Annotated in this window: 9 protein-coding genes and 1 pseudogene; 3 read left to right on the top strand and 7 right to left on the bottom strand. The window is 34.7% G+C overall.

Annotated elements, in window-relative coordinates; genetic code table 11:
• Positions 1-2: 2 nt before the first annotated feature.
• The 3 genes from OGZ34_RS10470 to OGZ34_RS10460 form a co-directional block, all read right to left on the bottom strand.
• A complete protein-coding gene (locus OGZ34_RS10470) occupies positions 3-16,865 on the bottom strand; it encodes a non-ribosomal peptide synthetase (RefSeq protein WP_263362977.1) in 16,863 nt (5,620 codons plus the stop codon).
• A 17-nt stretch (positions 16,866-16,882) separates the two neighbouring features.
• A complete protein-coding gene (locus OGZ34_RS10465) occupies positions 16,883-18,334 on the bottom strand; it encodes an aspartate aminotransferase family protein (protein WP_173968406.1) in 1,452 nt (483 codons plus the stop codon).
• A gap of 132 nt (positions 18,335-18,466) precedes the next feature.
• A complete protein-coding gene (locus OGZ34_RS10460; RefSeq protein WP_263362976.1) occupies positions 18,467-20,155 on the bottom strand; it encodes a cyclic peptide export ABC transporter in 1,689 nt (562 codons plus the stop codon).
• A gap of 595 nt (positions 20,156-20,750) precedes the next feature.
• Here OGZ34_RS10460 and OGZ34_RS22405 point away from each other — a divergent pair.
• From OGZ34_RS22405 to OGZ34_RS10445, 3 genes and pseudogenes are all read left to right on the top strand, one after another.
• Complete coding sequence (locus OGZ34_RS22405) at positions 20,751-21,452, top strand: 4'-phosphopantetheinyl transferase family protein (protein ID WP_373321447.1); 702 nt, start codon at positions 20,751-20,753, stop codon at positions 21,450-21,452.
• A pseudogene (locus OGZ34_RS10450) lies at positions 21,453-21,775 on the top strand (IS982 family transposase); the annotation flags it as partial. It lies immediately after the preceding gene.
• Positions 21,776-21,953: 178 nt separating this feature from the next.
• Complete coding sequence (locus OGZ34_RS10445) at positions 21,954-22,697, top strand: thioesterase II family protein (protein WP_263362975.1); 744 nt, start codon at positions 21,954-21,956, stop codon at positions 22,695-22,697.
• 313 nt (positions 22,698-23,010) lie between these two features.
• Here OGZ34_RS10445 and OGZ34_RS10440 read toward each other — a convergent pair whose 3' ends face one another.
• The 4 genes from OGZ34_RS10440 to OGZ34_RS10425 are packed head-to-tail and all read right to left on the bottom strand — an operon-like array spanning position 23,011 to position 26,459.
• The gene (locus OGZ34_RS10440) at positions 23,011-23,301 is read right to left on the bottom strand and encodes a hypothetical protein (RefSeq protein WP_173968402.1); all 291 of its coding nucleotides are present in this window, start codon (positions 23,299-23,301) and stop codon (positions 23,011-23,013) included.
• 35 nt (positions 23,302-23,336) lie between these two features.
• Complete coding sequence (locus OGZ34_RS10435) at positions 23,337-24,692, bottom strand: S41 family peptidase (RefSeq protein WP_263362974.1); 1,356 nt, start codon at positions 24,690-24,692, stop codon at positions 23,337-23,339.
• A 56-nt stretch (positions 24,693-24,748) separates the two neighbouring features.
• Positions 24,749-25,537: a hypothetical protein gene (locus OGZ34_RS10430; protein ID WP_263362973.1), complete on the bottom strand. Its 789-nt coding sequence runs from the start codon at positions 25,535-25,537 to the stop codon at positions 24,749-24,751.
• A 58-nt stretch (positions 25,538-25,595) separates the two neighbouring features.
• Positions 25,596-26,459, bottom strand: coding sequence for a T9SS-dependent choice-of-anchor J family protein (locus OGZ34_RS10425; RefSeq protein WP_263362972.1), 864 nt, complete (start codon positions 26,457-26,459; stop codon positions 25,596-25,598).
• Positions 26,460-26,464: the final 5 nt, after the last annotated feature.

Genomic DNA, 26,464 nt, shown 5'->3' with positions numbered 1-26,464 from the left:
GCTTATTCCACTCCATTCTGGATATGGGATAAAGGAGTTTGCTCATAAGACAATAAATCCCGTAACAATACCTTGACCTGATCAAGATAATCCAACACACTGCCTTTTAATTCAACTAACACCGGAAGGGTATTGATAAACAATCCTAATGAATCTGCAGCACCTAAAGAACCCTGAAGTCTTCCTGAAAACAAAGAACCAAAAATAGCATAATCCTTATTACTGCATCTGGCAACTACAAGGCCATAAGCAGCATGGAACAATACTGCTGGGGTCATACCCAGCCTCAAACACGTTTCACGCAATTCTGAACTTAAAGCTTTTGAAAGCAAAGCTTCTGATTCTTCAATATCCTTACCATCTCCAAGGATGTTTGATAAATCAAACGGATAGGTAGGCTCTTCAATTCCTTCAAACAAAGATCTAAAATAAGAACCTGCGTCATGCTCCGATTGCGCATGTAAAGTATGACCTATAAAATCACGGTACAAAACAGGAACACCTAAACTTTCTTGGTTGCCCGATAAATACAACATAACCTCCGATACAATTTTCTCCAGACCAACATGGTCCATTATCAAATGATGTTGGTATACAATCAAATAATAACAGCCATTTTCAGAATCATCAGCCGATTTCAACTCCAATAATGGTGCCTTTGAAATATCCATCCAATGACTACCCGGAGCTATCAGAACATCTAATTGTGATAAAATAGCACGGGAATTATCCAAAACCAAATGCTCTAATGACAAAGAAGCTTCACGCAATACCACCTGAACTGCTTGAGGTAAACCAAAACTTAATATACAGGTGCGTAAAACATCATGACGGTTCACTACAAATTGCAATGCCTCAATGAAACAATTACGCTTATCATTGTCTGGAAATGATAGTAAACTAGCTAGAACATAAGGGTCTCCCACTTTAGGATCACTCATCAGATGATGAAAATAAATACCTTCCTGTAATGGTGATAAAGGATATATATCCGCTATATTGGAAACTCCTCCAGCAACCATTCCAACTAATTCATCCAGATCACTCTGATTAAAATCAATCAAAGGAACCATCGATGGAGTAATATAATCACTATCAACCCTAATACCATTAACAGGAACACTATAAACCAACGATAATGAAGATAACTTATCACTAATCAAAGCTATTGTTGGCCCTGAAAAAATATCTTTTACCCCAATATGAAAACCTAGTTTCTGTAAACGGGAAATTAACTGAACTGCCAATAAACTATGGCCTCCTAACTCAAAAAAATTATCATGAACACCCACCTTCTCTAAGCCAAGCAAATTCTGCCAGATCTCTGCCAGCTGCTTTTCGGTATCACTGCGCGGAGCAACATATTCCTTCCTGGACAAATCAGAACTATCAACATCCGGTAAGGCTTTCCTGTCCAGCTTTCCATTTGAAGTCAACGGCATCTCTGCCAACTCAACCCAGATCATAGGAACCATATACTCGGGTAAACTTAATTTTAATTGCTCCTCCAAGTAAGACTTATCTAACTTGCCTTCTGAAACCACATAACCAACCAAACGTTTGTTATCATTTGAATCCTCTTTGGCCAATACACAGCACTGGATGATTCCACGTACCGATGACAATACATTCTCGATTTCACCAAGCTCTATTCGATAACCACGAATCTTAACCTGATTATCTTTTCTTCCAATATATTCTATAGTACCATCAGGGAGCCAACGCGCTAAATCTCCCGTCTTATAAATTCTATCGCCCTCTTTAAATGGATTTTCTATAAACTTCTCCCGGGTTAACTCTTCTTTGTTCAGATAACCACGAGCGACCTGAATTCCTCCAATGCATAACTCTCCAACTACTCCAATTGGTAAAAGTTGATGACTATCATCCACAACATATAAACTAGTATTGTCTACAGGCTGACCAATTAAAACACCTGAAAGGGAATCTTTCAATGGTACTTCCCATGAACTTACATCGATCGCTGCCTCAGTAGGACCATATAAATTGTCTAAACGTACTTGACTGAATTTCTCCCTAAACATAACAATCTGGTCCAATTGCAAAGCTTCGCCACTACATAGAACACGTTCTAAAGAACTACAGTCTCCCGGTTCTATAAAACTCAAAAAAACATTCAACATCGAAGGAACAAAATGAATTGTAGTGATACTATACTCTTCAATTATTCTTTTCAGATAAATAGCATCCTTATGACCTTCAGCCTTGGCAAAAACCAATCTGGAACCACACGTGACAGACCATAATAATTCCCATACAGAAACATCAAAACTAAAAGATGTCTTTTGAAGAATCGTGTCTTCAGAGTTTAATTTATAATGTGATTGGGTCCATAACAATCGATTTACGATACCACCGTGCTCATTCATTACTCCTTTTGGCTTACCTGTACTACCTGAGGTATAAATTACATAAGCCAGATGACTTGGTGATAATGCAACGTTTAGAGCCGTTGTAGGATTAACAGAGATCTTCGCCCAATCTTTATCCAATAGTAAAACATCAATATCCTTATAATCTGCCAGAATCTTATGGTTATCTTCCATAGTTAATACCAGTTTAATACCGGCATCAACAAGCATATAACCAATACGATCCGACGGGTAATCAGGATCAACAGGCACATAAGCACCCCCTGATTTTAAAATACCCAAGATACCTATAAGCATCTCCAGACTACGCTCCAAACAAATACCTACCAAAGTATCAGGCTCAACTCCCTGTTCTATTAAATAATGACCCAGTTGATTCGACTTCTCATTTAACTCCTTATAACTTAATGCTTCTCCTTCATAAACAACAGCTATAGCATCAGGGGTCTTCTTCACTTGCTCTTCAAACAAATCAACTACAGTCTTATCTTTTGGATAAGCAACTGCCGTATCATTAAATGAATACAATAACTCGTGCTGCTCTTCTTTTGGTAAAATAACCAGACTCATTACACTTGATTCTTCGCTTTTTATTGCTTCCAGAAGTTCCGTAAGCGCCTCTTTCATATACTCAACTATCCTCTGAGAACCAATACTCTGATCAATCTGAGACTTTAATCCAAAATCATCTCCATAATCATCTACACTTAAGGTAAAAGGATAATTGGTACGTTCATGACTGCTCAGAACTGTAATCCCTGAATCAAATTCATTTACATGATCTTCATGTGATAAAACAGGTGAGGAATGACGGTAATTCAGCAATGCACTGAAGAATGCCATATCATTGCTTATTCCACTCCAATTCTGGATATGGGATAAAGGAGTTTGCTCATAAGACAATAAATCCCGTAACAATACCTTGACCTGATCAAGATAATCCAACACACTGCCTTTTAATTCAACTAACACCGGAAGGGTATTGATAAACAATCCTAATGAATCTGCAGCACCTAAAGAACCCTGAAGTCTTCCTGAAAACAAAGAACCAAAAATAGCATAATCCTTATTACTGCATCTGGCAACTACAAGGCCATAAGCAGCATGGAACAATACTGCTGGGGTCATACCCAGCCTCAAACACGTTTCACGCAATTCTGAACTTAAAGCTTTTGAAAGCAAAGCTTCTGATTCTTCAATATCCTTACCATCTCCAAGGATGTTTGATAAATCAAACGGATAGGTAGGCTCTTCAATTCCTTCAAACAAAGATCTAAAATAAGAACCTGCGTCATGCTCCGATTGCGCATGTAAAGTATGACCTATAAAATCACGGTACAAAACAGGAACACCTAAACTTTCTTGGTTGCCCGATAAATACAACATAACCTCCGATACAATTTTCTCCAGACCAACATGGTCCATTATCAAATGATGTTGGTATACAATCAAATAATAACAGCCATTTTCAGAATCATCAGCCGATTTCAACTCCAATAATGGTGCCTTTGAAATATCCATCCAATGACTACCAGGAGCTATCAGAACATCTAATTGTGATAAAATAGCACGGGAATTATCCAAAACCAAATGCTCTAATGACAAAGGAGCTTCACGCAATACCACCTGAACTGCTTGAGGTAAACCAAAACTTAATATACAGGTGCGTAAAACATCATGACGGTTCACTACAAATTGCAATGCCTCAATGAAACAATTACGCTTATCATTGTCTGGAAATGATAGTAAACTAGCTAGAACATAAGGGTCTCCCACTTTAGGATCACTCATCAGATGATGAAAATAAATACCTTCCTGTAATGGTGATAAAGGATATATATCCGCTATATTGGAAACTCCTCCAGTAACCATTCCAACTAATTCATCCAGATCACTCTGATTAAAATCAATCAAAGGAACCATCGATGGAGTAATATAATCACTATCAACCCTAATACCATTAACAGGAACACTATAAACCAACGATAATGAAGATAACTTATCACTAATCAAAGCTATTGTTGGCCCTGAAAAAATATCTTTTACCCCAATATGAAAACCTAGTTTCTGTAAACGGGAAATTAACTGAACTGCCAATAAACTATGGCCTCCTAACTCAAAAAAATTATCATGAACACCCACCTTCTCTAAGCCAAGCAAATTCTGCCAGATCTCTGCCAGCTGCTTTTCGGTATCACTGCGCGGAGCAACATATTCCTTCCTGGACAAATCAGAACTATCAACATCCGGTAAGGCTTTCCTGTCCAGCTTTCCATTTGAAGTCAACGGCATCTCTGCCAACTCAACCCAGATCATAGGAACCATATACTCGGGTAAACTTAATTTTAATTGCTCCTCCAAGTAAGACTTATCTAACTTGCCTTCTGAAACCACATAACCAACCAAACGTTTGTTATCATTTGAATCCTCTTTGGCCAATACACAGCACTGGCTGATTCCACGTACCGATGACAATACATTCTCGATTTCACCAAGCTCTATTCGATAACCACGAATCTTAACCTGATTATCTTTTCTTCCAATATATTCTATAGTACCATCAGGGAGCCAACGCGCTAAATCTCCCGTCTTATAAATTCTATCGCCCTCTTTAAATGGATTTTCTATAAACTTCTCCCGGGTTAACTCTTCTTTGTTCAGATAACCACGAGCGACACCTGACCCTCCTATACATAACTCTCCAACTACTCCAATTGGTAATAAGTTCATTTTTGAATCCAGTACAAAAATTTTTGTATTACCAAATGGAATACCTAATGGAATAGACTTATCATATTCTTCAAGAAATGAGATTTTTTTAATTAGTTTTCCAATTGTTGTCTCAGTAGGTCCATAATGATTGTAAACTTGACAACTAACATTATTTGAAGCAATCATAGCGACAATATCAATCGTAAGTTGCTCACCACCAAATATTAAACATTTATTAGGCACAAATATTTTTCCATTTTGTTGTAAAGCTTTCCAATGAGAAGGTACAATTTTTAAACAATCTATATTTAAGTTAGCTAACTTATCCGTATTTATAATTTCTTCTTCTGAAAAAACATAAAGAGATCCTCCGGTAAGAAGAGAAGCATAAATAACGGTATTTCCCAAGTCAGCAGCAATAGTAGAAATTAACCCAAAACTACTGCAATCTGATATGTTAGTTGTATCAGTAATTCCGAAGAAATAATCTACTAAGGATTTGTGTTCAATCATTACTCCTTTTGGCATACCAGTTGTTCCTGAAGTATACATTAGATAGGCTAAATTATTACATCTGTTTATTTCTAAAAGATTATTCTTGTCATATGCATAACTATCGTTAATGAATTTATTTATTTCAAATTGATCAATAATAACTTTAGAACAACTATCCTTTATAATGTAATTTACACGATTTTTCGGAGTATTAATATCAATAGGTAGATAAGCTCCTCCTGCCTTCATTATCCCTAGTATTGCAATTATCATCCACTCTGATCTACCCAACCTAACAGCCACTACATCATTTGTACCTATATTATGTAAATCCCTCAGATAATGTCCCAGTTGATTCGACTTCTCGTTTAACTCCCTATAACTTAATGTTTCTCCTTCATAAACCACAGCTATAGCATCAGGAGTCTTCTTCACCTGTTCTTCAAACAAATCAACTATCGTTTTATCTTTTGGATAAGCAACTGTTGTATCATTAAATAAATGCAATAGTTGGTATTCTTCCTCTTTTGTCAACATCGACAAACTGCCTACTGGCTGGTCGATATCAATTACAATGCTAAGTAGTAATTCTTTATAGTGCAAAAGCATACGATCAATGGTAGCCTTATCAAACAAGTCTGCACAATACACAATATCTAATCCAATACCGCTATTAGTTTCAGAAATATTCAATGTCAGATCGAACTTTGAGTTGACTATATCAAACTCATAGTTTGAAATCTCAACATCCTGCAAAACTAGACCTTCAGATCCTTCAGATGTGTTCTGCAATACAAACATCACCTGAAACAATGGACTCATGCTCATATCACGGGTAGTGACCACACGGTCTACTACTTTCTCAAATGGAGCCAATTGATGATCATAACTACCAAGTGTAGTTTCTTTTACTCTTTTTAAAAGTTCCCTAAAGTCTGGATTACCACTCAAATCACTGCGAAGTGCCAGTGTATTGACAAAAAAGCCTATCATGCCCTCTAACTCTGATTGGGTACGATTCGCAATAGGAGTTCCAACACAAATATCATCCTGACCACTATAACGCGACAACAATACCTTAAAGGCTGACAACATCAACATAAATAATGTAACACCTTCTGCCTGACACAAGGCATTTAAAGAATCACTAAGATTCTTATCAAGAGTTAAAGAAACATTCGATCCTGCTGTGCTTTGAATCGATGGACGAGCATAATCTGTGGGCAATGATAAAGTACCTACTCCCTCTAACTTCTCTTCCCAATACGATAACTGAGAGTCCAAAACAGCTCCTTCCAAATATTTTCGCTGCCAGATCGCATAATCTGAATATTGCAAAGAAAGCTCAGGCAAAACAGCCGCTCTTCCCGATTGAAGCGCACTGTAAAGCTCCATAAACTCATTTACCAAGATACCCTCTGACCAGCCATCACTGGCAATATGATGCAGCACACAGGCCAATATATATTTTTGATCTCCTAAATCATACAAACATGCTCGTAACTTATAATCTGCTGACAGATCAAAAGGAGCCATCAGATAATCCTGAAGGATATTTTCAAATAATGATCTATCACTTATTACAACCTGATCAAGGATCCACTCCTTTTCACTTATGACTTCCTGATACCCTATACCATCTTCTGATAACAGAATAGTACGCAAAACCTCATGACGTGATACAATACTTTGAAGCGTTTGTTCTAATATCAATGTATCTAATGCTCCTTCCAGATGAAGAAAAGTAGGAATATGATAAGCAACACTGCCTTCTAACTGATCCAAAAACCAAAGTCGCTCCTGACTGAAAGACAAAGGTATCCGTCCTGAGCGGTCTTCTACGACAACAGCAGGTAGTAATATCCCAACTGATTGAGATGATACATGTAAACTTAACGTTGCGATCGTCGTATATTCAAAGACTTCCCTGATAGATATTTCTATGGAAAGCTCTTTACGAATAATCGATACCAATCGGGTAGCCAGTAAACTATGCCCCCCCAACTCAAAAAAGTTATCATGAACTCCAACCTTCTCCACTCCCAACAAATTCTCCCAGATTTGAGCCAATTGTTGTTCTGTCTCTGTCACTGGAGCCACATATTCTTTCGTAGACAAATCTGAACTATCAGGATCCGGTAAAGCTTTCCTATCCACCTTTCCATTTGACGTTAACGGCAGCTCTGCCAACTCAACCCAGATCATCGGAACCATATACTCAGGCAAACTTAATTTCAACTGTTCCTGCAAAGCGGCCCTGTCCAGCTTACCTTCAACAACAACATAACCAACCAAACGTTTGGTATCATTTGAATCCTCTTTAGCCAATACACAGCACTGGCTGATTCCACGTACCGATGACAATACATTCTCGATTTCACCAAGCTCTATTCGATAACCACGGATTTTAACCTGATTATCCTTTCTGCCAATAAACTCCAGATTACCATCAGGGAGCCAACGTGCTAAATCTCCGGTCTTATAAATTCTATCGCCCTCTTTAAATGGATTCTCTATAAACTTCTCTCGGGTTAATTCCTCCTGATTCAGATAACCACGGGCAACCCCTGCTCCACTTACACATAGCTCACCAACTACACCAATAGGTAATAAGCTCATTTGTGAATCTAAAATATAGATCTGAGTATTGTTTATAGGAGTTCCAATACCGATTTCTTTAATATCAATAATATACCTATCATAAAAAGATAGGGTAGACGTTACTGTTGTTTCTGTTGGTCCGTACTCATTATAAAATTCATATCCCTTATTCCACTTTACTATTAAATCTTTATTACAAATCTCTCCTCCGACAACAATCCTTTTCAAAGATTGTAAATCTGTCCTTACACTCAAAGTACTTAACATACTTGGAGTAGTATGAAAATGTGTTATTTTTTGATTATCAATAAAATCAAGTAAATTTTCTGTATAAAGATTTTTTTCTTTATTTATAAAAATCAATTTACTACCACTAGATAATCCTATAAAAATCTGTTCAACTGAAGCATCAAATATGAAATTTGAAAACTGTAAAACAATATCACTTGAATCAATATTAAATTTGTTAATCTGAGAAGTAATTAGATTTATAACATTTGTATGCTCAATCATTACTCCTTTTGGCTTGCCTGTACTACCTGAGGTATAAATTACATAAGCCAGATGACTTGGTGATAATGCAACGTTTAGAGCCGTTGTAGGATTAACAGAGATCTTCGCCCAATCTTTATCCAATAGTAAAACATCAATATCCTTATAATCTGCCAGAATCTTATGGTTATCTTCCATACTTAATACCAGTTTAATACCGGCATCAACAAGCATATAACCAATACGATCCGACGGGTAATCAGGATCAACAGGCACATAAGCACCCCCTGATTTTAAAATACCCAAGATACCTATAAGCATCTCCAGACTACGCTCCAGACAAATACCTACCAAAGTATCAGGCTCAACTCCCTGTTCTATTAAATAATGCCCCAGTTGATTCGACTTCTCATTTAACTCCCTATAACTTAATGTTTCTCCTTCATAAACAACAGCTATAGCATCAGGAGTCTTCTTCACCTGTTCTTCGAACAAATCAACTATCGTTTTATCTTTTGGATAAGCAACTGTTGTATCATTAAATAAATGCAATAGTTGGTATTCTTCCTCTTTTGTCAACATCGACAAACTGCCTACTGGCTGGTCGATATCAATTACAATGCTAAGTAGTAATTCTTTATAGTGCAAAAGCATACGATCAATGGTAGCCTTATCAAACAAGTCTGCACAATACACAATATCTAATCCAATACCGCTATTAGTTTCAGAAATATTCAATGTCAGATCGAACTTTGAGTTGACTATATCAAACTCATAGTTTGAAATCTCAACATCCTGTAAAACTAGACCTTCAGATCCTTCAGATGTGTTCTGCAATACAAACATCACCTGAAACAATGGACTCATGCTCATATCACGGGTAGTGACCACACGGTCTACTACTTTCTCAAATGGAGCCAATTGATGATCATAACTACCAAGTGTAGTTTCTTTTACTCTTTTTAAAAGTTCCCTAAAGTCTGGATTACCACTCAGATCACTGCGAAGTGCCAGTGTATTGACAAAAAAGCCTATCATGCCCTCTAACTCTGATTGGGTACGATTCGCAATAGGAGTTCCAACACAAATATCATCCTGACCACTATAACGCGACAATAATACCTTAAAGGCTGACAACATCAACATAAATAATGTAACACCTTCTGCCTGACACAAGGCATTTAAAGAATCACTAAGATTCTTATCAAGGGTTAAAGAAACATTCGATCCTGCTGTGCTTTGAATCGATGGACGAGCATAATCTGTGGGCAATGATAAAGTACCTACTCCCTCTAACTTCTCTTCCCAATACGATAACTGAGAGTCCAAAACAGCTCCTTCCAAGTATTTTCGCTGCCAGATCGCATAATCTGAATATTGCAAAGAAAGCTCAGGCAAAACAGCCGCTCTTCCCGATTGAAGCGCGCTGTAAAGCTCCATAAACTCATTTACCAAGATACCCTCTGACCAGCCATCACTGGCAATATGATGCAGCACACAGGCCAATATATATTTTTGATCTCCTAAATCATACAAACATGCTCGTAACTTATAATCTGCTGACAGATCAAAAGGAGCCATCAGATAATCCTGAAGGATATTTTCAAATAATGATCTATCACTTATTACAACCTGATCAAGGATCCACTCCTTTTCACTTATGACTTCCTGATACCCTATACCATCTTCTGATAACAGAATAGTACGTAAAACCTCATGACGAGATACAATACTTTGAAGCGTTTGTTCTAATATCGATGCGTCTAACACCCCTTCCAAACGAAGTGCAATAGGCATGTGATATTCTAAACTACCCTGTAACTGATCCAAAAACCAAAGTCGCTCCTGACTGAAAGACAAAGGAATCCGATCTTCTTTTTCCTGAACAGCAATAGTCGGTAGTAACACTCCCTCTGATTGAATCGATACATGTACCGCTAAAGCTGAGATAGTAGTATACTCAAAGACTTCCCTGATAGATATTTCTATGGAAAGCTTTTTACGAATAATCGATACCAATCGGGTAGCCAGTAGACTATGCCCCCCCAACTCAAAAAAGTTATCATGAACTCCAACCTTCTCTACTCCCAACAAATTCTCCCAGATTTGAACCAATTGGTGCTCTGTCTCTGTCCGTGGAGCAACATATTCTTTCGTAGACAAATCTGAACTGTCAGGATCCGGCAAAGCTTTCTTATCCAGCTTTCCGTTTGATGTCAACGGCAGCTCTGCCAACTCAACCCAGATCATCGGAACCATATACTCCGGTAAACTTAATTTCAACTGTTCCTGCAAAGCAGCCCTATCCAGCTTACCTTCAACAACAACATAACCAACCAAACGTTTGGTATCATTTGAATCCTCTTTAGCCAATACGCAGCACTGGCTGATTCCACGTACCGATGACAATACATTCTCGATTTCACCAAGCTCTATTCGATAACCACGGATTTTAACCTGATTATCCTTTCTGCCAATAAACTCCAGATTACCATCAGGGAGCCAACGTGCTAAATCTCCCGTCTTATAAATTCTATCGCCTTCTTTAAATGGATTCTCTATAAACTTCTCTCGGGTTAACTCTTCCTGATTCAGATAACCACGGGCAACCCCTGCTCCACTTACACATAGCTCACCAACTACACCAATAGGTAATAAGCTCATTTGTGAATCTAAAATATAGATCTGAGTATTGTTTATAGGAGTTCCAATACCGATTTCTTTAATATCAATAATATACCTATCATAAAAAGATAGGGTAGACGTTACTGTTGTTTCTGTTGGTCCGTACTCATTATAAAATTCATATCCCTTATTCCACTTTACTATTAAATCTTTATTACAAATCTCTCCTCCGACAACAATCCTTTTCAAAGATTGTAAATCTGTCCTTACACTCAAAGTACTTAACATACTTGGAGTAGTATGAAAATGTGTTATTTTTTGATTATCAATAAAATCAAGTAAATTTTCTGTATAAAGATTTTTTTCTTTATTTATAAAAATCAATTTACTACCACTAGATAATCCTATAAAAATCTGTTCAACTGAAGCATCAAATATGAAATTTGAAAACTGTAAAACAATATCACTTGAATCAATATTAAATTTGTTAATCTGAGAAGTAATTAGATTTATAACATTTGTATGCTCAATCATTACTCCTTTTGGCTTGCCTGTACTTCCTGAGGTATAAATTACATAAGCCAGATGACTTGGTGATAATGCAACGTTTAGTGCTGTTGTAGGATTAACAGAGATCTTCGCCCAATCTTTATCCAATAGTAAAACATCAATATCCTTATAATCTGCCAGAATCTTATGGTTATCTTCCATACTTAATACCAGTTTAATACCGGCATCAACAAGCATATAACCAATACGATCCGACGGGTAATCAGGATCAACAGGCACATAAGCACCCCCTGATTTTAAAATACCCAAGATACCTATAAGCATCTCCAGACTACGCTCCAGACAAATACCTACCAAAGTATCAGGCTCAACTCCCTGTTCTATTAAATAATGCCCCAGTTGATTCGACTTCTCATTTAACTCCCTATAACTTAATGTTTCTCCTTCATAAACAACAGCTATAGCATCAGGAGTCTTCTTCACCTGTTCTTCAAACAAATCAACTATCGTTTTATCTTTTGGATAAGCAACCGTTGTATCATTGAATAAATGCAATAGTTGGTATTCTTCCTCTTTTGTCAACATCGACAAACTGCCTACTGGCTGGTCGATATCAATTACAATGCTAAGTAGTAATTCTTTATAGTGCAAAAGCATACGATCAATGGTAGCCTTATCAAACAAGTCTGCACAATACACAATATCTAATCCAATACCGTTATTAGTTTCAGAAATATTCAATGTCAGATCGAACTTTGAGTTGACTATATCAAACTCATAGTTTGAAATCTCAACATCCTGCAAAACTAGACCTTCAGATCCTTCAGATGTGTTCTGCAATACAAACATCACCTGAAACAATGGACTCATGCTCATATCACGGGTAGTGACCACACGGTCTACTACTTTCTCAAATGGAGCCAATTGATGATCATAACTACCAAGTGTAGTTTCTTTTACTCTTTTTAAAAGTTCCCTAAAGTCTGGATTACCACTCAGATCACTGCGAAGTGCCAGTGTATTGACAAAAAAGCCTATCATGCCCTCTAGCTCTGATTGGGTACGATTCGCAATAGGCGTTCCAACACAAATATCATCCTGACCACTATAACGCGACAATAATACCTTAAAGGCTGACAACATCAACATAAATAATGTAACACCTTCTGCCTGACACAAGGCATTTAAAGAATCACTAAGATTCTTATCAAGAGTTAAAGAAACATTCGATCCTGCTGTGCTTTGAATCGATGGACGAGCATAATCTGTTGGCAATGATAAAGTACCTACTCCCTCTAACTTCTCTTCCCAATACGATAACTGAGAGTCCAAAACAGCTCCTTCCAAGTATTTTCGCTGCCAGATCGCATAATCTGAATATTGCAAAGAAAGCTCAGGCAAAACAGCCGCTCTTCCCGATTGAAGCGCGCTGTAAAGCTCCATAAACTCATTTACCAAGATACCCTCTGACCAGCCATCACTGGCAATATGATGCAGCACACAGGCCAATATATATTTTTGATCTCCTAAATCATACAAACATGCTCGTAACTTATAATCTGCTGACAGATCAAAAGGAGCCATCAGATAATCCTGAAGGATATTTTCAAATAATGATCTATCACTTATTACAACCTGATCAAGGATCCACTCCTTTTCACTTATGACTTCCTGATACCCTATACCATCTTCTGATAACAGAATAGTACGTAAAACCTCATGACGAGATACAATACTTTGAAGCGTTTGTTCTAATATTGATGCGTCTAACACCCCTTCCAAACGAAGTGCAATAGGCATGTGATATTCTAAACTACCCTGTAACTGATCCAAAAACCAAAGTCGCTCCTGACTGAAAGACAAAGGAATCCGATCTTCTTTTTCCTGAACAGCAATAGTCGGTAGTAACACTCCCTCTGATTGAATCGATACATGTACCGCTAAAGCTGAGATAGTAGTATACTCAAAGACTTCCCTGATAGATATTTCTATGGAAAGCTTTTTACGAATAATCGATACCAATCGGGTAGCCAGTAAACTATGGCCTCCCAATTCAAAAAAGTTATCATGAACTCCAACCTTCTCTACTCCCAACAAATTCTCCCAAATTTGAGCCAATTGTTGTTCTGTCTCTGTCCGTGGAGCAACATATTCTTTCGTAGACAAATCTGAACTGTCAGGATCCGGCAAAGCTTTTCTGTCCAGCTTTCCGTTTGACGTCAACGGCAGCTCTGCCAACTCAACCCAAATCATCGGAACCATATACTCCGGTAAACTTAATTTCAACTGTTCCTGCAAAGCAGCCCTGTCCAGCTTACCTTCAACAACAACATAACCAACCAAACGTTTGGTATCATTTGAATCCTCTTTGGCCAATACACAACAATGAATGATTCCTGACACTGATAAGAGAGCATTCTCGATTTCACCAAGCTCTATTCGATAACCACGGATTTTAACCTGATTATCCTTTCTGCCAATAAACTCCAGATTACCATCAGGGAGCCAACGTGCTAAATCTCCGGTCTTATAAATTCTATCGCCCTCTTTAAATGGATTCTCTATAAACTTCTCTCGGGTTAACTCTTCCTGATTCAGATAACCACGGGCAACCTGAATTCCTCCAATACATAGCTCCCCAATAACTCCAATGGGTAAAAGTTGATGACTATCATCTACAATATATAAACTCGTATTAGCAACTGGCTGACCAATTAAAACACCCGCCAAGAAACCTTCCAATGGAACTTCCCACGAACTTACTTCAATAGCCGCCTCAGTAGGACCATATAAATTGTCTAAACGTACCCGATTGAATTTCTCCTTAAACATATCAATCTGGTCCAATTGTAAGGCTTCTCCACTACATATAACCAATTTTAAAGAACTACAGTCCCCTTGGTTTATAGTCCCTAAGAAAATGCTTAACATCGAAGGAACAAAATGGATGGTAGTGATACTATACTCTTCAATTATTCTTTTCAGATAAATAGCATCCTTATGACCTTCAGGTTTTGCAAAAACTAACTTAGCACCGCAAGTAACAGACCACAATAATTCCCACACAGAAACATCAAAACTAAAGGATGTCTTTTGAAGAATGGTATCTTCAGAGTTTAATTTATAATGTGATTGCCCCCACAGTAGTCGATTTAGGATACCTCCATGTTCATTCATAACTCCCTTAGGTCTACCTGTACTACCCGAGGTATAAATTACATAAGCCAGATGACTTGGTGATAATGCAACGTTTAGAGCCGTTGTAGGATTAACAGAGATCTTCGCCCAATCTTTATCCAATAGTAAAACATCAATATCCTTATAATCTGCCAGAATCTTATGGTTATCTTCCATACTTAATACCAGTTTGATGCCGGCATCATCTAGCATATAACCAATACGATCCGACGGATAATCAGGATCAACAGGCACATAAGCACCCCCTGATTTTAAAATACCCAAGATACCTATAAGCATCTCCAGACTACGCTCCAAACAAATACCTACCAAAGTATCAGGCTCAACTCCCTGTTCTATTAAATAATGACCCAGTTGATTCGACTTCTCATTTAACTCCTTATAACTTAATGCTTCTCCTTCATAAACAACAGCTATAGCATCAGGGGTCTTCTTCACTTGCTCTTCAAACAAATCAACTACAGTCTTATCTTTTGGATAAGCAACTGCCGTATCATTGAATAGATGCAATAGTTGTTTTTCTTCCTCAATTGGAATAATCGAAATATCTTCAATTGGCTTGTTTAATCCAAATTCAAATTGCCTTATAATATAAAGCAATCTTTTTATTAACATCTCTACTTCATTCTTTTCAAAATACCCTCTCTGATAATCAACATTTAATTCCAAAGGAGAATCTTCTCCATAATCTGACCATCTAATAGACAACGGATATTCTACTAAAGTACTTGCCAAATGTTTTATCTCAATGTGAAGATTTGGAGATAAGGATTTTGGAAAAGGAAGAGGTTCATAATTTACAACAATATCAAATAGTTGCCATCTACTTTCTGACAATAATTTAAGAGATCTGTTTAAATATGAAATAGGATACAATCGATGTTTATAATCATTGCGTTGTGTTTGTTGTATTTCAGAAATTACATCCGACAGAATCTGCTCTCCAACATATTTACCTTTATAAGGAAGTATTCCCGCAAACATTCCTAATGTCTTTCGTTCATTTCTCCCGCTTCTATTATGAACAGGAATTCCTAAACTAAAAGTTTCCTTATCTGTTGTTTTTCCTAAATATAATAGTAATGCCGCAATTGTAAATTGAGAAATATTTGCCTTTGTGTCTAGGGATAAACGATTAAATAATTCTCGATCTTCCTTCGAAATAAGAATTGAGATCCTATTACCGCCTAATTCTTTTTTTTGCCTTTTATCGTTTAGTAAAGAATTAGGGATTGAACTATATTTTTCATTCCAATAAATTACATCTTTGTGATATTGCTCAGATAGAAGATAATCAAAACTTTTTTTTGTAGCGTCCAAATAAGATGGATACACAACTTCAGATTTTTCACCTCCCCTTATTAAATTTTCATATTCACCTATTACATAATTTACTTTTACAGCAAAACCAAATCCATCAGTTATTAAGTGATGAAAACAAACAAACCACCAAAACTCATCTTCTGCTATTTTTATTAGTGTATAAATATATAATTTTTCCTGATTTAAATCAAAAGGAATATTGAACTGAGCTTGCATCCATTCTTTAGCTGCTACTCTCGGCTCAATTTCTGACGAAAAATCCAATTCATCAATCGTAACTTTTTCTTGAAAATCCTTTAAACAAAATGACGGTTCATTTTCTGTAAAATCAAACCTAATATTAAAAACATCAAAAACCTTAGATAGCCCTTCTATTACATGCTTAAACTGCGAGGTATTGAAAGATCCCTTAAAGATCGTATAACCTCCAATATTGTATAATGGATTTTTTGGATCCATCAACTGCCCATAATAAACTTCCTGCTGGGCTATATGTAGTTTTGATTTTATATTCATTTTAATATTTATTGGAATTAAACCAGGGTTTGTTTTAGATATTCATTATTACAAACAACAAAAGCATCCTTCATTATTATTATTGCCGCATCAACTATATCATGAGTAGTAATTAATGGAGGAACTAGTCTAAGTACATTATTATAATGGCCACCTACTTCGAACAATAACCCTCTTTTAAAACATTCATTTCTGAATTTTACAAGATATTCTGAAAAAGGTTCTTTAGTGGCTTTATCTTTTACAAACTCGACACCTATCATCATACCTCTTCCACGAACTTCTCCTATAAATGAATTATCCAATGCCAAACTATTTAATTGCTTTTTTAGATAAGCCCCAATTACTTTCGAATATTCTTCTATTTCATATTTTTCAATAAAATCAAATGCTCCTCTAGCAGCAGCTATACTTACCTGATTACCTCTAAATGTACCTATGTGCTCTGCTGTCTCCCATGCTTCAATTTCTCTTTTATATATTAACCCTGAAATTGGAAATCCAATTCCTCCAAAACCTTTAGAAAATGTTATAATATCAGGAATTGCTTTTGTATTCATAAATTCCAGAAAACTTCCTGTTCTGTAAAAACCACTTTGAATTTCATCAAAAATGACAATAACACCATACTTATTGGCTATTTTAACTATACGCTCTAAAAATCCGGGCCTAGGGACAATATTTCCTCCTTCTCCTTGTATTGGTTCTAATATAATTGCCGCCGGAAGAGTTACCCCCGAATGTCCATTTTCTAATATCCATTCAAAATGTGTTGCACAATCATAATCACAATTATTACTATTTTTACTAAAAGGGCATCTGTAGCAATAACTATAAGGGACAAAATGTACATTCGGAATCAGAGAGCTTATTTTTTTTCGAAAAAAAGTATCAGATGTAACTGCCAATGCCCCTGAAGTCATTCCATGATATCCTCCAGAAAAAGCAATAATACCATCACGTCCTGTTTTAATTTTTGCCAGCTTTATTGCAGCTTCCACTGCATCTGAACCAGTCGGTCCTCCAAAACTAACTTTATAATCTTCCCTTATTTCTGCTGGCAGACTATTTAATATTTTTTGAATTAAGAAAATTTTATTTTCGGTAGGAAAATCCAATGCATGAATCAACTCTTCTTGTTGTTCCTTAACATATTCTAATACAAAATCATTGCTATGTCCTACATTTAGAACTCCACAACCTCCAAAAAAATCAATAAATTGATTTCCATCAACATCTTCTATAATACTACCTTTTGCACGTTTTAAAGCAATAGGCATTTTCTTTGGATATGATACAACACTACCTTCAATATTCTTCTGTAATTCTAATAAAACTTTTGATTTATCTCCAGGCAACGAAGATGAAACAATTTTTGCACCTTGTGACAAATGATACTTTTTAAGCGATTCCATATATTGAATAGTTTTTTTAGTTACTAATTTAAAAGCATTAAAAATTGAATTCATTAACTTTAAGGGCTATTGAACTAATTTTAAATTGTAAATAATTAAGGGTTAATCTTTAAGTTTTAAAAAACATAAATCTTATATTAAATAGAATATAAAAAATACATTCTCAAGTAATGTTTAAAGGAAATATTACTTTATGTTTTCTGATACCAGAACTGACGGATTGAAACTAGTTTCTGTATCTAACATCTTTCCATAATTAAATTTTATCAATCGATCGCAAAATTTATAATAGGCGTCATCATGAGTTATTGCAATTACCGTTTTTCCTTTACTTTTTAATTCAGGAATTATACTTTCGTAAAAATATTTTCTAAAATCGGGATCTTGCTCTGCAGCCCACTCATCAAAAATAAAAATATCTTTGTCTTCCAATATAGAATATATCAAGGCTAATCTTTTCTTTTGCCCGCTGGATAAACTTTGAAATATTTTGTTATTAGCTACGTCCTGTCGAATGATTCCATTAAGTTTCATTCTTTCTAAAAGTTTGCTTAAATCATCATTTGAAGGAAGTAAATTAAAATCATCATAATTCTCTGAAAACAGATAGTCATCAGAAAAAATACAAGATATCATGTCTCTATAATCCGATCTGTTTTCCTTGTCAATAATTACATCATTATAAATTATCTCCCCCGATTTAGGGAGGTAAAGTCCCGATAATAGATTAATAAAAGTACTTTTCCCACTGCCGTTACCTCCAGAAATAAAAATAACTTCTCCTCTCGTAATCTTTAAATTGATTGGTTTTAACTCAAAACTAATTGACTCTTTATCATCAACATGGTAATAACTCATATTATTAATGTAAAGATCTTTAAACTCTGGTAAAGAATTAGCAGATATAGATATCTGTAAAGAATCAGAATCTTTCAAATTACCTGCAACAATCTCATTGAACTGATTAACTCTTTCAAATGCAATTTTATAAGCTATAACATTTTTCATGAGATTTATAAAAATCGTTATTGGCCCCATTAAAAATAATAAAGCAACCATAAAACCCGAAATAACAATTTGATCAAGTTTAAAAATTAAAGGCAATACAAAAAGTATCGCGCCAATTATAATGTAAAAAGAGTATTGCCCTATTAAATCATTGCCAAATGCTGACAGCTCTGCCTTAATACTTAATTTTATGGCACTCTCACGGTTTTTGACAATGTGATTAAAAAAAATAGAATCACTTCTTTTAGTACTCATCTTGATCTTATTGAAGCCATGTAAAAAATCATTGTAATTTTCCATAAAGCTATCATCAAGATCTCTTTCTTTATTCATACTTTTTTGAATAGCTTCATTTCGATATACATAAATAAAGGCTAATACTATTATTAGAATTATAATCATTACCGCTCCTTTTGGATAAAGCCAAAACATATAACCTATGCCAGCGATGATCATTATCAACGCATTAAAAAAAACAATAAAAACTTCTGGTAATGATTCCAATCTTCCTATATCTGACATTGCTGTTCTAACTCTTGCCTCTCCAATACGTAAATAAGCCTCATAATTTGATAATCGAAGTTTATTAATAATCTGAAGTGTCATTTCTTTACCAAAATTCAACGTTACCTTTATCATATATCTTTTAAAATAATAGGTAAGTACAAAAGAGGTTATAACTAAAACTAAGTAAATAAGCCAGTCATAATCACTAAAAAAAGGTAATGGTGTACCTGCTATTTTATTACTAACTAACATCAGTAAGCTACTGCTCCATAAACCATTAATTACAGCAAACAATCCTAGCAATGGTAATGCTACATTCAATTTTAATTTTAATACTTTAAGAAAAGTTATTTTTTCCAACTTTAGAAATTTAAATAAATTAGATTTAGGGCTTATTATTTTAAGGTATCATAAAACAAGGTAGGATTCGGAAATTATACCGATTTAAACATTGATTCATAATATTATCTCAAAGATGCAACGAATGTATACTTTTAAACAATCTTTTCCTTACGGGAAACCGTAAAAAAGTAATACTTTTAATTATTTAACATTGTTTTTTACTTCATTTAACCTTGATAAATATTGACTTTTTCTAAACACTAGCTCCTTCTTTTACTATAAAAGCATCCCCACCAACGATTTAGACAAACAAAACTATATTAGCTGGGATTTAATCATCTACCGGCTTAACTAACAAATCAACGTGACCAACTATTGCATTTTGTTTGCAAACATTATAAAATGCTTAAAAATAGTCTTGTAATTGTATCACAAATTATCGATTTTTACATATAAAAAATATCTAAAACAATTTGGCTCCAATAAAAATAAAATGTTTTTTTTTTACAAAAATCTTTAGGATTTAATACTTTATTTGTAGACATTCGCAAACTATTTTTTAACAAAAAACATCATGGCTATTTGATTTGCCTAATGTTTAAAAAGCTTTTTTTTGATACAAGTCTTTTATAGTCAATTTGATTTACCACTATCATCGAATAGTTGGTCTAGTCTATTCCAATATCTACCATTAGACATTAAAAAAAAATGCATGAATTACCGCAGATGGCAAGATCAGCATGCATTCTTACTGGGAAGACTCCTTCTTATGGAATCACTAGATAAAATTGGTCTAAAAAGAAATATGGTGTCTAACATTAAATACAATGAATACGGGAAACCTTTTTTAAATGATGAGATAGATTTTACTATCTCTCATTCTGATAAATTTGTTGTTTGTGCTATTGCTCAAAAAATGAAGCTTGGCATTGATATTGAGTCAATTAAAAATATTGATTTTACTGATTATAAAAATATTATGTCAGATAAACAATGGCAAAAAATTGTAAGTTCTTCAAATCCAAAGATAGCATTCTATAGATTTTGGACCATGAGAGAAAGTGTAATGAAGGCGGAAGGAAAAGGCTTATCTATTCCTTTTTTAGATATCGAGATAATCAATAATCAAGTAATTTACGATAAAAATACATGGTATTTAACAGAATTAACTCTTCATAAAAATATATGTGCGTATCTTGCTACTACTGCAAAAAATCCAGCATTTAGTTTTTTCGAAGCTGATTTTACCTCTGGACTTAAGGAAATTAAAGTAGCGCAAAAGGAGGTTAATATAATAAAAAATTATATTACATAAGCAAAAGTTCATGAGATACATTTTTTGAAAAACATTAAACATCAAATGTCTGCCTACATTTTGCTTGGCGACAAAGGCTAATTGTCATAATCAATTCAATTATAATTATTTCAGAGCATTCGGATATCCTTAGAAATTCCAAAAAGGATTAATAAAAAACTATAAACTATACGTTTATCTTTTTAGAAAATCACGAAAAAGAATTGAAACACTATTTTCTCATTTGTTCAATCAAATTCTAATCAGAAGAAATTATCCAAACTTTTCAAAGTTTTAGCACCTGAATTTTGGCCAAAATTACAGCATCAACATTGATTCAATAAGTCAATAAATTTATATTTGACAGATCTAAGCAATATTAAGAATCAAAACCATTTAAGTACACCTAACGGGTTAATTCTTATAAATTATACAATCAAATTTATCTTTTTTACTATATTTTGAAAAAGTAAAATGATAAAATCTGAAGTTTCATTTTAATAAATTTCGAACCTAAAAGTTATGAATGACAATAGAAATAAAATTATCGCACTTCCTTTTGCTGGAGGTAACAGATACAGTTTTAATAGTATAGAGAAATACGTTCCAAAGAATTTAAATTGGGTTACATTAGAATCTCCAGGCCGTGGAAACCGATTCAGGGAAGATCTTTTAGTTACAGTTAATGAATTAGTTGACGACTTATTGAATCAAATCATTCCTCTTATCGAAAATAGTAATTATGTAATATATGGCCATAGTATGGGGACATTGCTAGGATATGAGCTTACAAAGAAAATTATTGAGAAAAAACTAAAACAACCTACATCTCTTTTTTTTACAGGAAGGGGAGCCCCAGGTTTTAGTCGATTTGACACTAAAAAATCATTATTACCTGAAACTGTTTTCTGGAAAGAAGTTGAAAAAATAGGTGGTTTGCCACAAGAAATACTTCAATGCAAGGAACTTTTGGAACTATATTATCCGATAATGAAATCTGATTTTAAAGCTATTGAAGATTATGAATTTTTAGCCATGGAAAAGCCATTTTCAATTCCTATCCATGTTTGTATGGGCAAAGATGAAATTGGAAGAGGTGAAGAAAAAACATCATTAAATGATATGAAAGCATGGCAGAATGAAACGTCACTTCCTTGCACGTTTGAATTGTTAGAGGGAGATCATTTTTTTATTTTTAAACATGCTGAAGCAATTGCAAAAAAAATATCTCGAACTGCTGTTACTATTGGATCTACTTATGCTTAATTAAATTTATTATCTTTAAATAGTTTTATTGTTCATTTTACTTAGTTAAGATAATGATAACCTAATATATTTCTTAAAAGAATCTGTCTCTTAACTTTCTAATACCTATCAAAATGATAAGATCAGCCATGCAAAATGAAAGGGATAATTGCTTTAAGATCAAAGCCAGTAGAAATTTCAGAAGAAGCTTTAAAAATCAAATGCCTATAGACATTAGAGTTTAAAGGCTTTTTTTCTCAGATTTCACTAAGGAAATATTTTTTTGATATCCTTGGCTACTTATGTTACCCTTTCTGCCCCAATACAATATGATTTAACTTGAGAAATTCTTATTTTTTTCTGCGATGGGAATCAATTTCCGTACGCTTCTGTTTAGGAGGCTTCTTGTCGATTTTTTCTTGATCTCATAAGCTTTGGTACATTTTTCAAGTTCAGTATACAATAACCGAAATTTATCATATAGAGCATCCAGTTCTTCCATAGCTTTTCGCGTTCTGGCATCTTCGGCCTCTTCAATTTTATTTTTATAAACAGTAGAAAGATGTTCGAATTTATGAAAAGCGGTCAGCAAGATCCGATGCTCTTTAGAATTTATTCCTTGCATAATAACATTACTATTTTACTAAAATTAAAAAAATATTAAGGGTTAAAACGTAATAATGGATCCGAATCAGTATAGACTTTAGACAGCGTCAGTAATTGTAATTCTGCTGCTTTCATTTTACCGGTATTTCCCGAGATGCTTCTCAATGCAGTACTTAACAGAATTTCTGAACGATTCCCTAAAGGAAAAACTTCTAATTCCTGAAGTTCATCTGTATAAATATTGGGATCTATTCCTTTAGAATAACCTCCTTCATGTCTGGAATTAAACAGCTTATAAATAGATGGATATAGTACCCAGCCTTTACTTCCGGGAATTCGATCATCTTCTATTGGAAATCCTGCCACATCTTTCCCAAAAGTTTTCCCGCCCAAAGCAATTACATTCATGTAAGGTTTAAGATTATTGATTATAAGCTCTGATGCAGATGCAGTGCGGTTTCCACACAATATGTATATTCTGTTTATTGGCGGATGGACACCGCGCAAAGCATCAAAACTTATTTTTGCTTCATTACTTTTTAAGGCTTGCTCAAATGATTGATCGACATTTCCCCCGTTAGCATTTCCTTCAAACTTAATAAAAAGGTCAGTTGCTTTAATATTTGGAGCCAGGATAATGCTCAACGCGGTTGCAGATGCAATATCTCCTCCTCCATTATATCTTAAATCCAAGACAAGTTCGGTAATCGATTTGTTTTTTAGTTCCTGAAAGATTTGTAAAAATTGCTGTGCCTGACCGACATCAAAATGTGGAATTTCGACATAGCCTATTTTAGCATTTTTATCTGAAATAATTTGATATGGAATTGGCTGGGAAAAACTAAATCCCTGCAATACTGCAATTTCTTTTGGATTGGAAAAACCGGATTTCGAAGAAAATGAAATTGTCTCCAGATTTAACTTTGCTGCACCTACCATATTTTTATACAATTGCTCGTAGTTTCCTGCGTTCAAAACTGTTCCATCGATTTTAGTGATCAGCTGACCTCTTTGCAAACCAATGTTTTTGGCGGGAGAACCTGCCAATACATATACTATTACACCATAATATTTTCCTCCAAATTCGACAAAAGACACATCAAAACCAAAGCTCCGTCTGAGACTTTGTGGTGCAGTGTCGGGCAATGCAGGATGAATCGCATATGAATAGACATCCTCTTTTTGCAATAGATTTTTAAAATATTCCTTAGGATTTAAGGATAAATTACCCTGAGCCGGCATTGATGTATTCCAACGATAATACTTTTTCATTTGATCGTACATCCATTCATTTACATATTCGTTAGAATCTTTATTGTAAATTATTGGTGCATTATCACTTTCACAGGAAAGGATTAAAAAAGAAAGTAAAAGAAAAATAAATATTCGACTGTAATAGGAGTATTTCATTTTTTAATTTTTAATTCCAAAAAAATATTGACTCTTCCATCCGGCCCGTTCGCTCCTTAAAAAGTAAAATAATCGGCTAAATTGATGACGCCTGCCACACCGGAGAACTTACCAGTTACATCTTGTTCTTCTTCAAGAATAATTAGTTTTGATTTATTATTTGTCATGGTCATCGCCACAATAACTTTTTGACCTGTAATGTAAGATTCCTTTGTGCCGTGTTTTACAAGTTCCATTTTTATGGCTGCCGGCGTACTGAATGGAAATTCGATAAAATCACTTGGAGCATCTTTGCTGATATTTTTTACAATCCCTAAAACCTGACCATTGCTTTTTGTAATAATACCATCCAAGGCGCCTTTATAGGTACTGCCTGAATATTTATTGAGTGATGGAAATATAAACTTAAAACCCGCATAACCGGTTTGGCTTAATGTTCCAGGTTTTAAAAAGGAAACATCATCTATCCATAAATTTTCTTTAGCGTAGAAATATAGAGAACTAACAGGTGTCCGGTTTGTAAAAAGGTAAGTTCCCAAGATCTGACTCGTTTTTTTATTGGTGATTACCAACGTTTTTACCTCATCATTAAAAAAAACAAAATCATGCTCTTTTTCTATTTTTTTTACGAAAGCTGTATTGTTTTTTTCGTTTCCTATTTCAATCAATTTGCCATTTACGGTCATTTGAATGGAATCGCTTAAAGCGTTATAACCGTGTATAACGATTTTACCAATTTCTCTTTTTCTCTGATCGTAATAAGGCGTTAGCTCATCATTAGCGCAGGCACCCAAAAGTGCGAGTACAACAGAAAGGAAAAATGCTTTTGTAATCTTATTTTTCATATGCTAATTTTTAGTAAGGCAGCAATTTTAATACAGGAATAAAACCTACTGCCCTTTTTTACTTTTTAATAAATTTTATTGTTTGCGAATTTGTATCGTTGGTTACTAACAGAAAATAGAATCCTTGAGGTAAATCGGATACTGAAATGTTTTGGTTATTGTAATTTACTTCCTTCACCAGATTGCCTGCTGCATTATAAATTTTCAATGCGGTTTTATTGTCTTTAAATTGATCTGCCAGTTGCAATTCTAAATTTTCTTTCACAGGGTTTTCTGCAAGAAATGAACGGTTTTTATTCAATGTATGATCCCCTATTCCTAAATTTCCTCCTGCTACAATTGAAACTTTATCTATTTCAAAGCCTATGAAGTTCAGATTTTCATCTGCTACATTGGATACCGCGAAGTATACCACCGATTCGCCGGCATATTGAGAAATATCGACACTGTAGTCCTTAAATTCTGCTTCAAGTTCTGTTTGTCTTTGTAATTTTAGGGTGCTCAAAAGTGTAAATGTATCAGGGTCTTTTGAAGTAGATCCGTATACCAACAGATCCTGATTAGTATCATAAATACTGGTTTGTGCATTTAGAACAAGCTGTAATTTTTTGCCGGAATGTTGTGATAAATTTATTACTGGTGTAATAGCCCAGTTCTCCACTAAACGAACTACTGTGCTTAAATCATCCAAATTCATTAGGTAGTTTCCTAAAATACTGTGTTCTCCATCTACTATCGCGCTTCCGCTTTCATCAAGGTTTATATTTTTTCTGGCAATCCAGTTTATTCCATCTTCATCTCTGTCCAATAATGTCCAGCCAGCTAAATCTGCATCATCAAAATTATCTTCCCAAACCGTAACCTGAGCTGATGAAACTACAGAAATAAAAGCGAGTACAAATAAAAGTATAGTTTTTTTCATTTTTT

The sequence above is a fragment of the Flavobacterium collinsii genome (assembly GCF_946903285.1).
Classification (GTDB): Bacteria; Bacteroidota; Bacteroidia; order Flavobacteriales; family Flavobacteriaceae; genus Flavobacterium; species Flavobacterium collinsii.
Note: the sequence above shows the minus strand (reverse complement) of the source record. Positions and strands in the feature narration are given on the sequence as shown.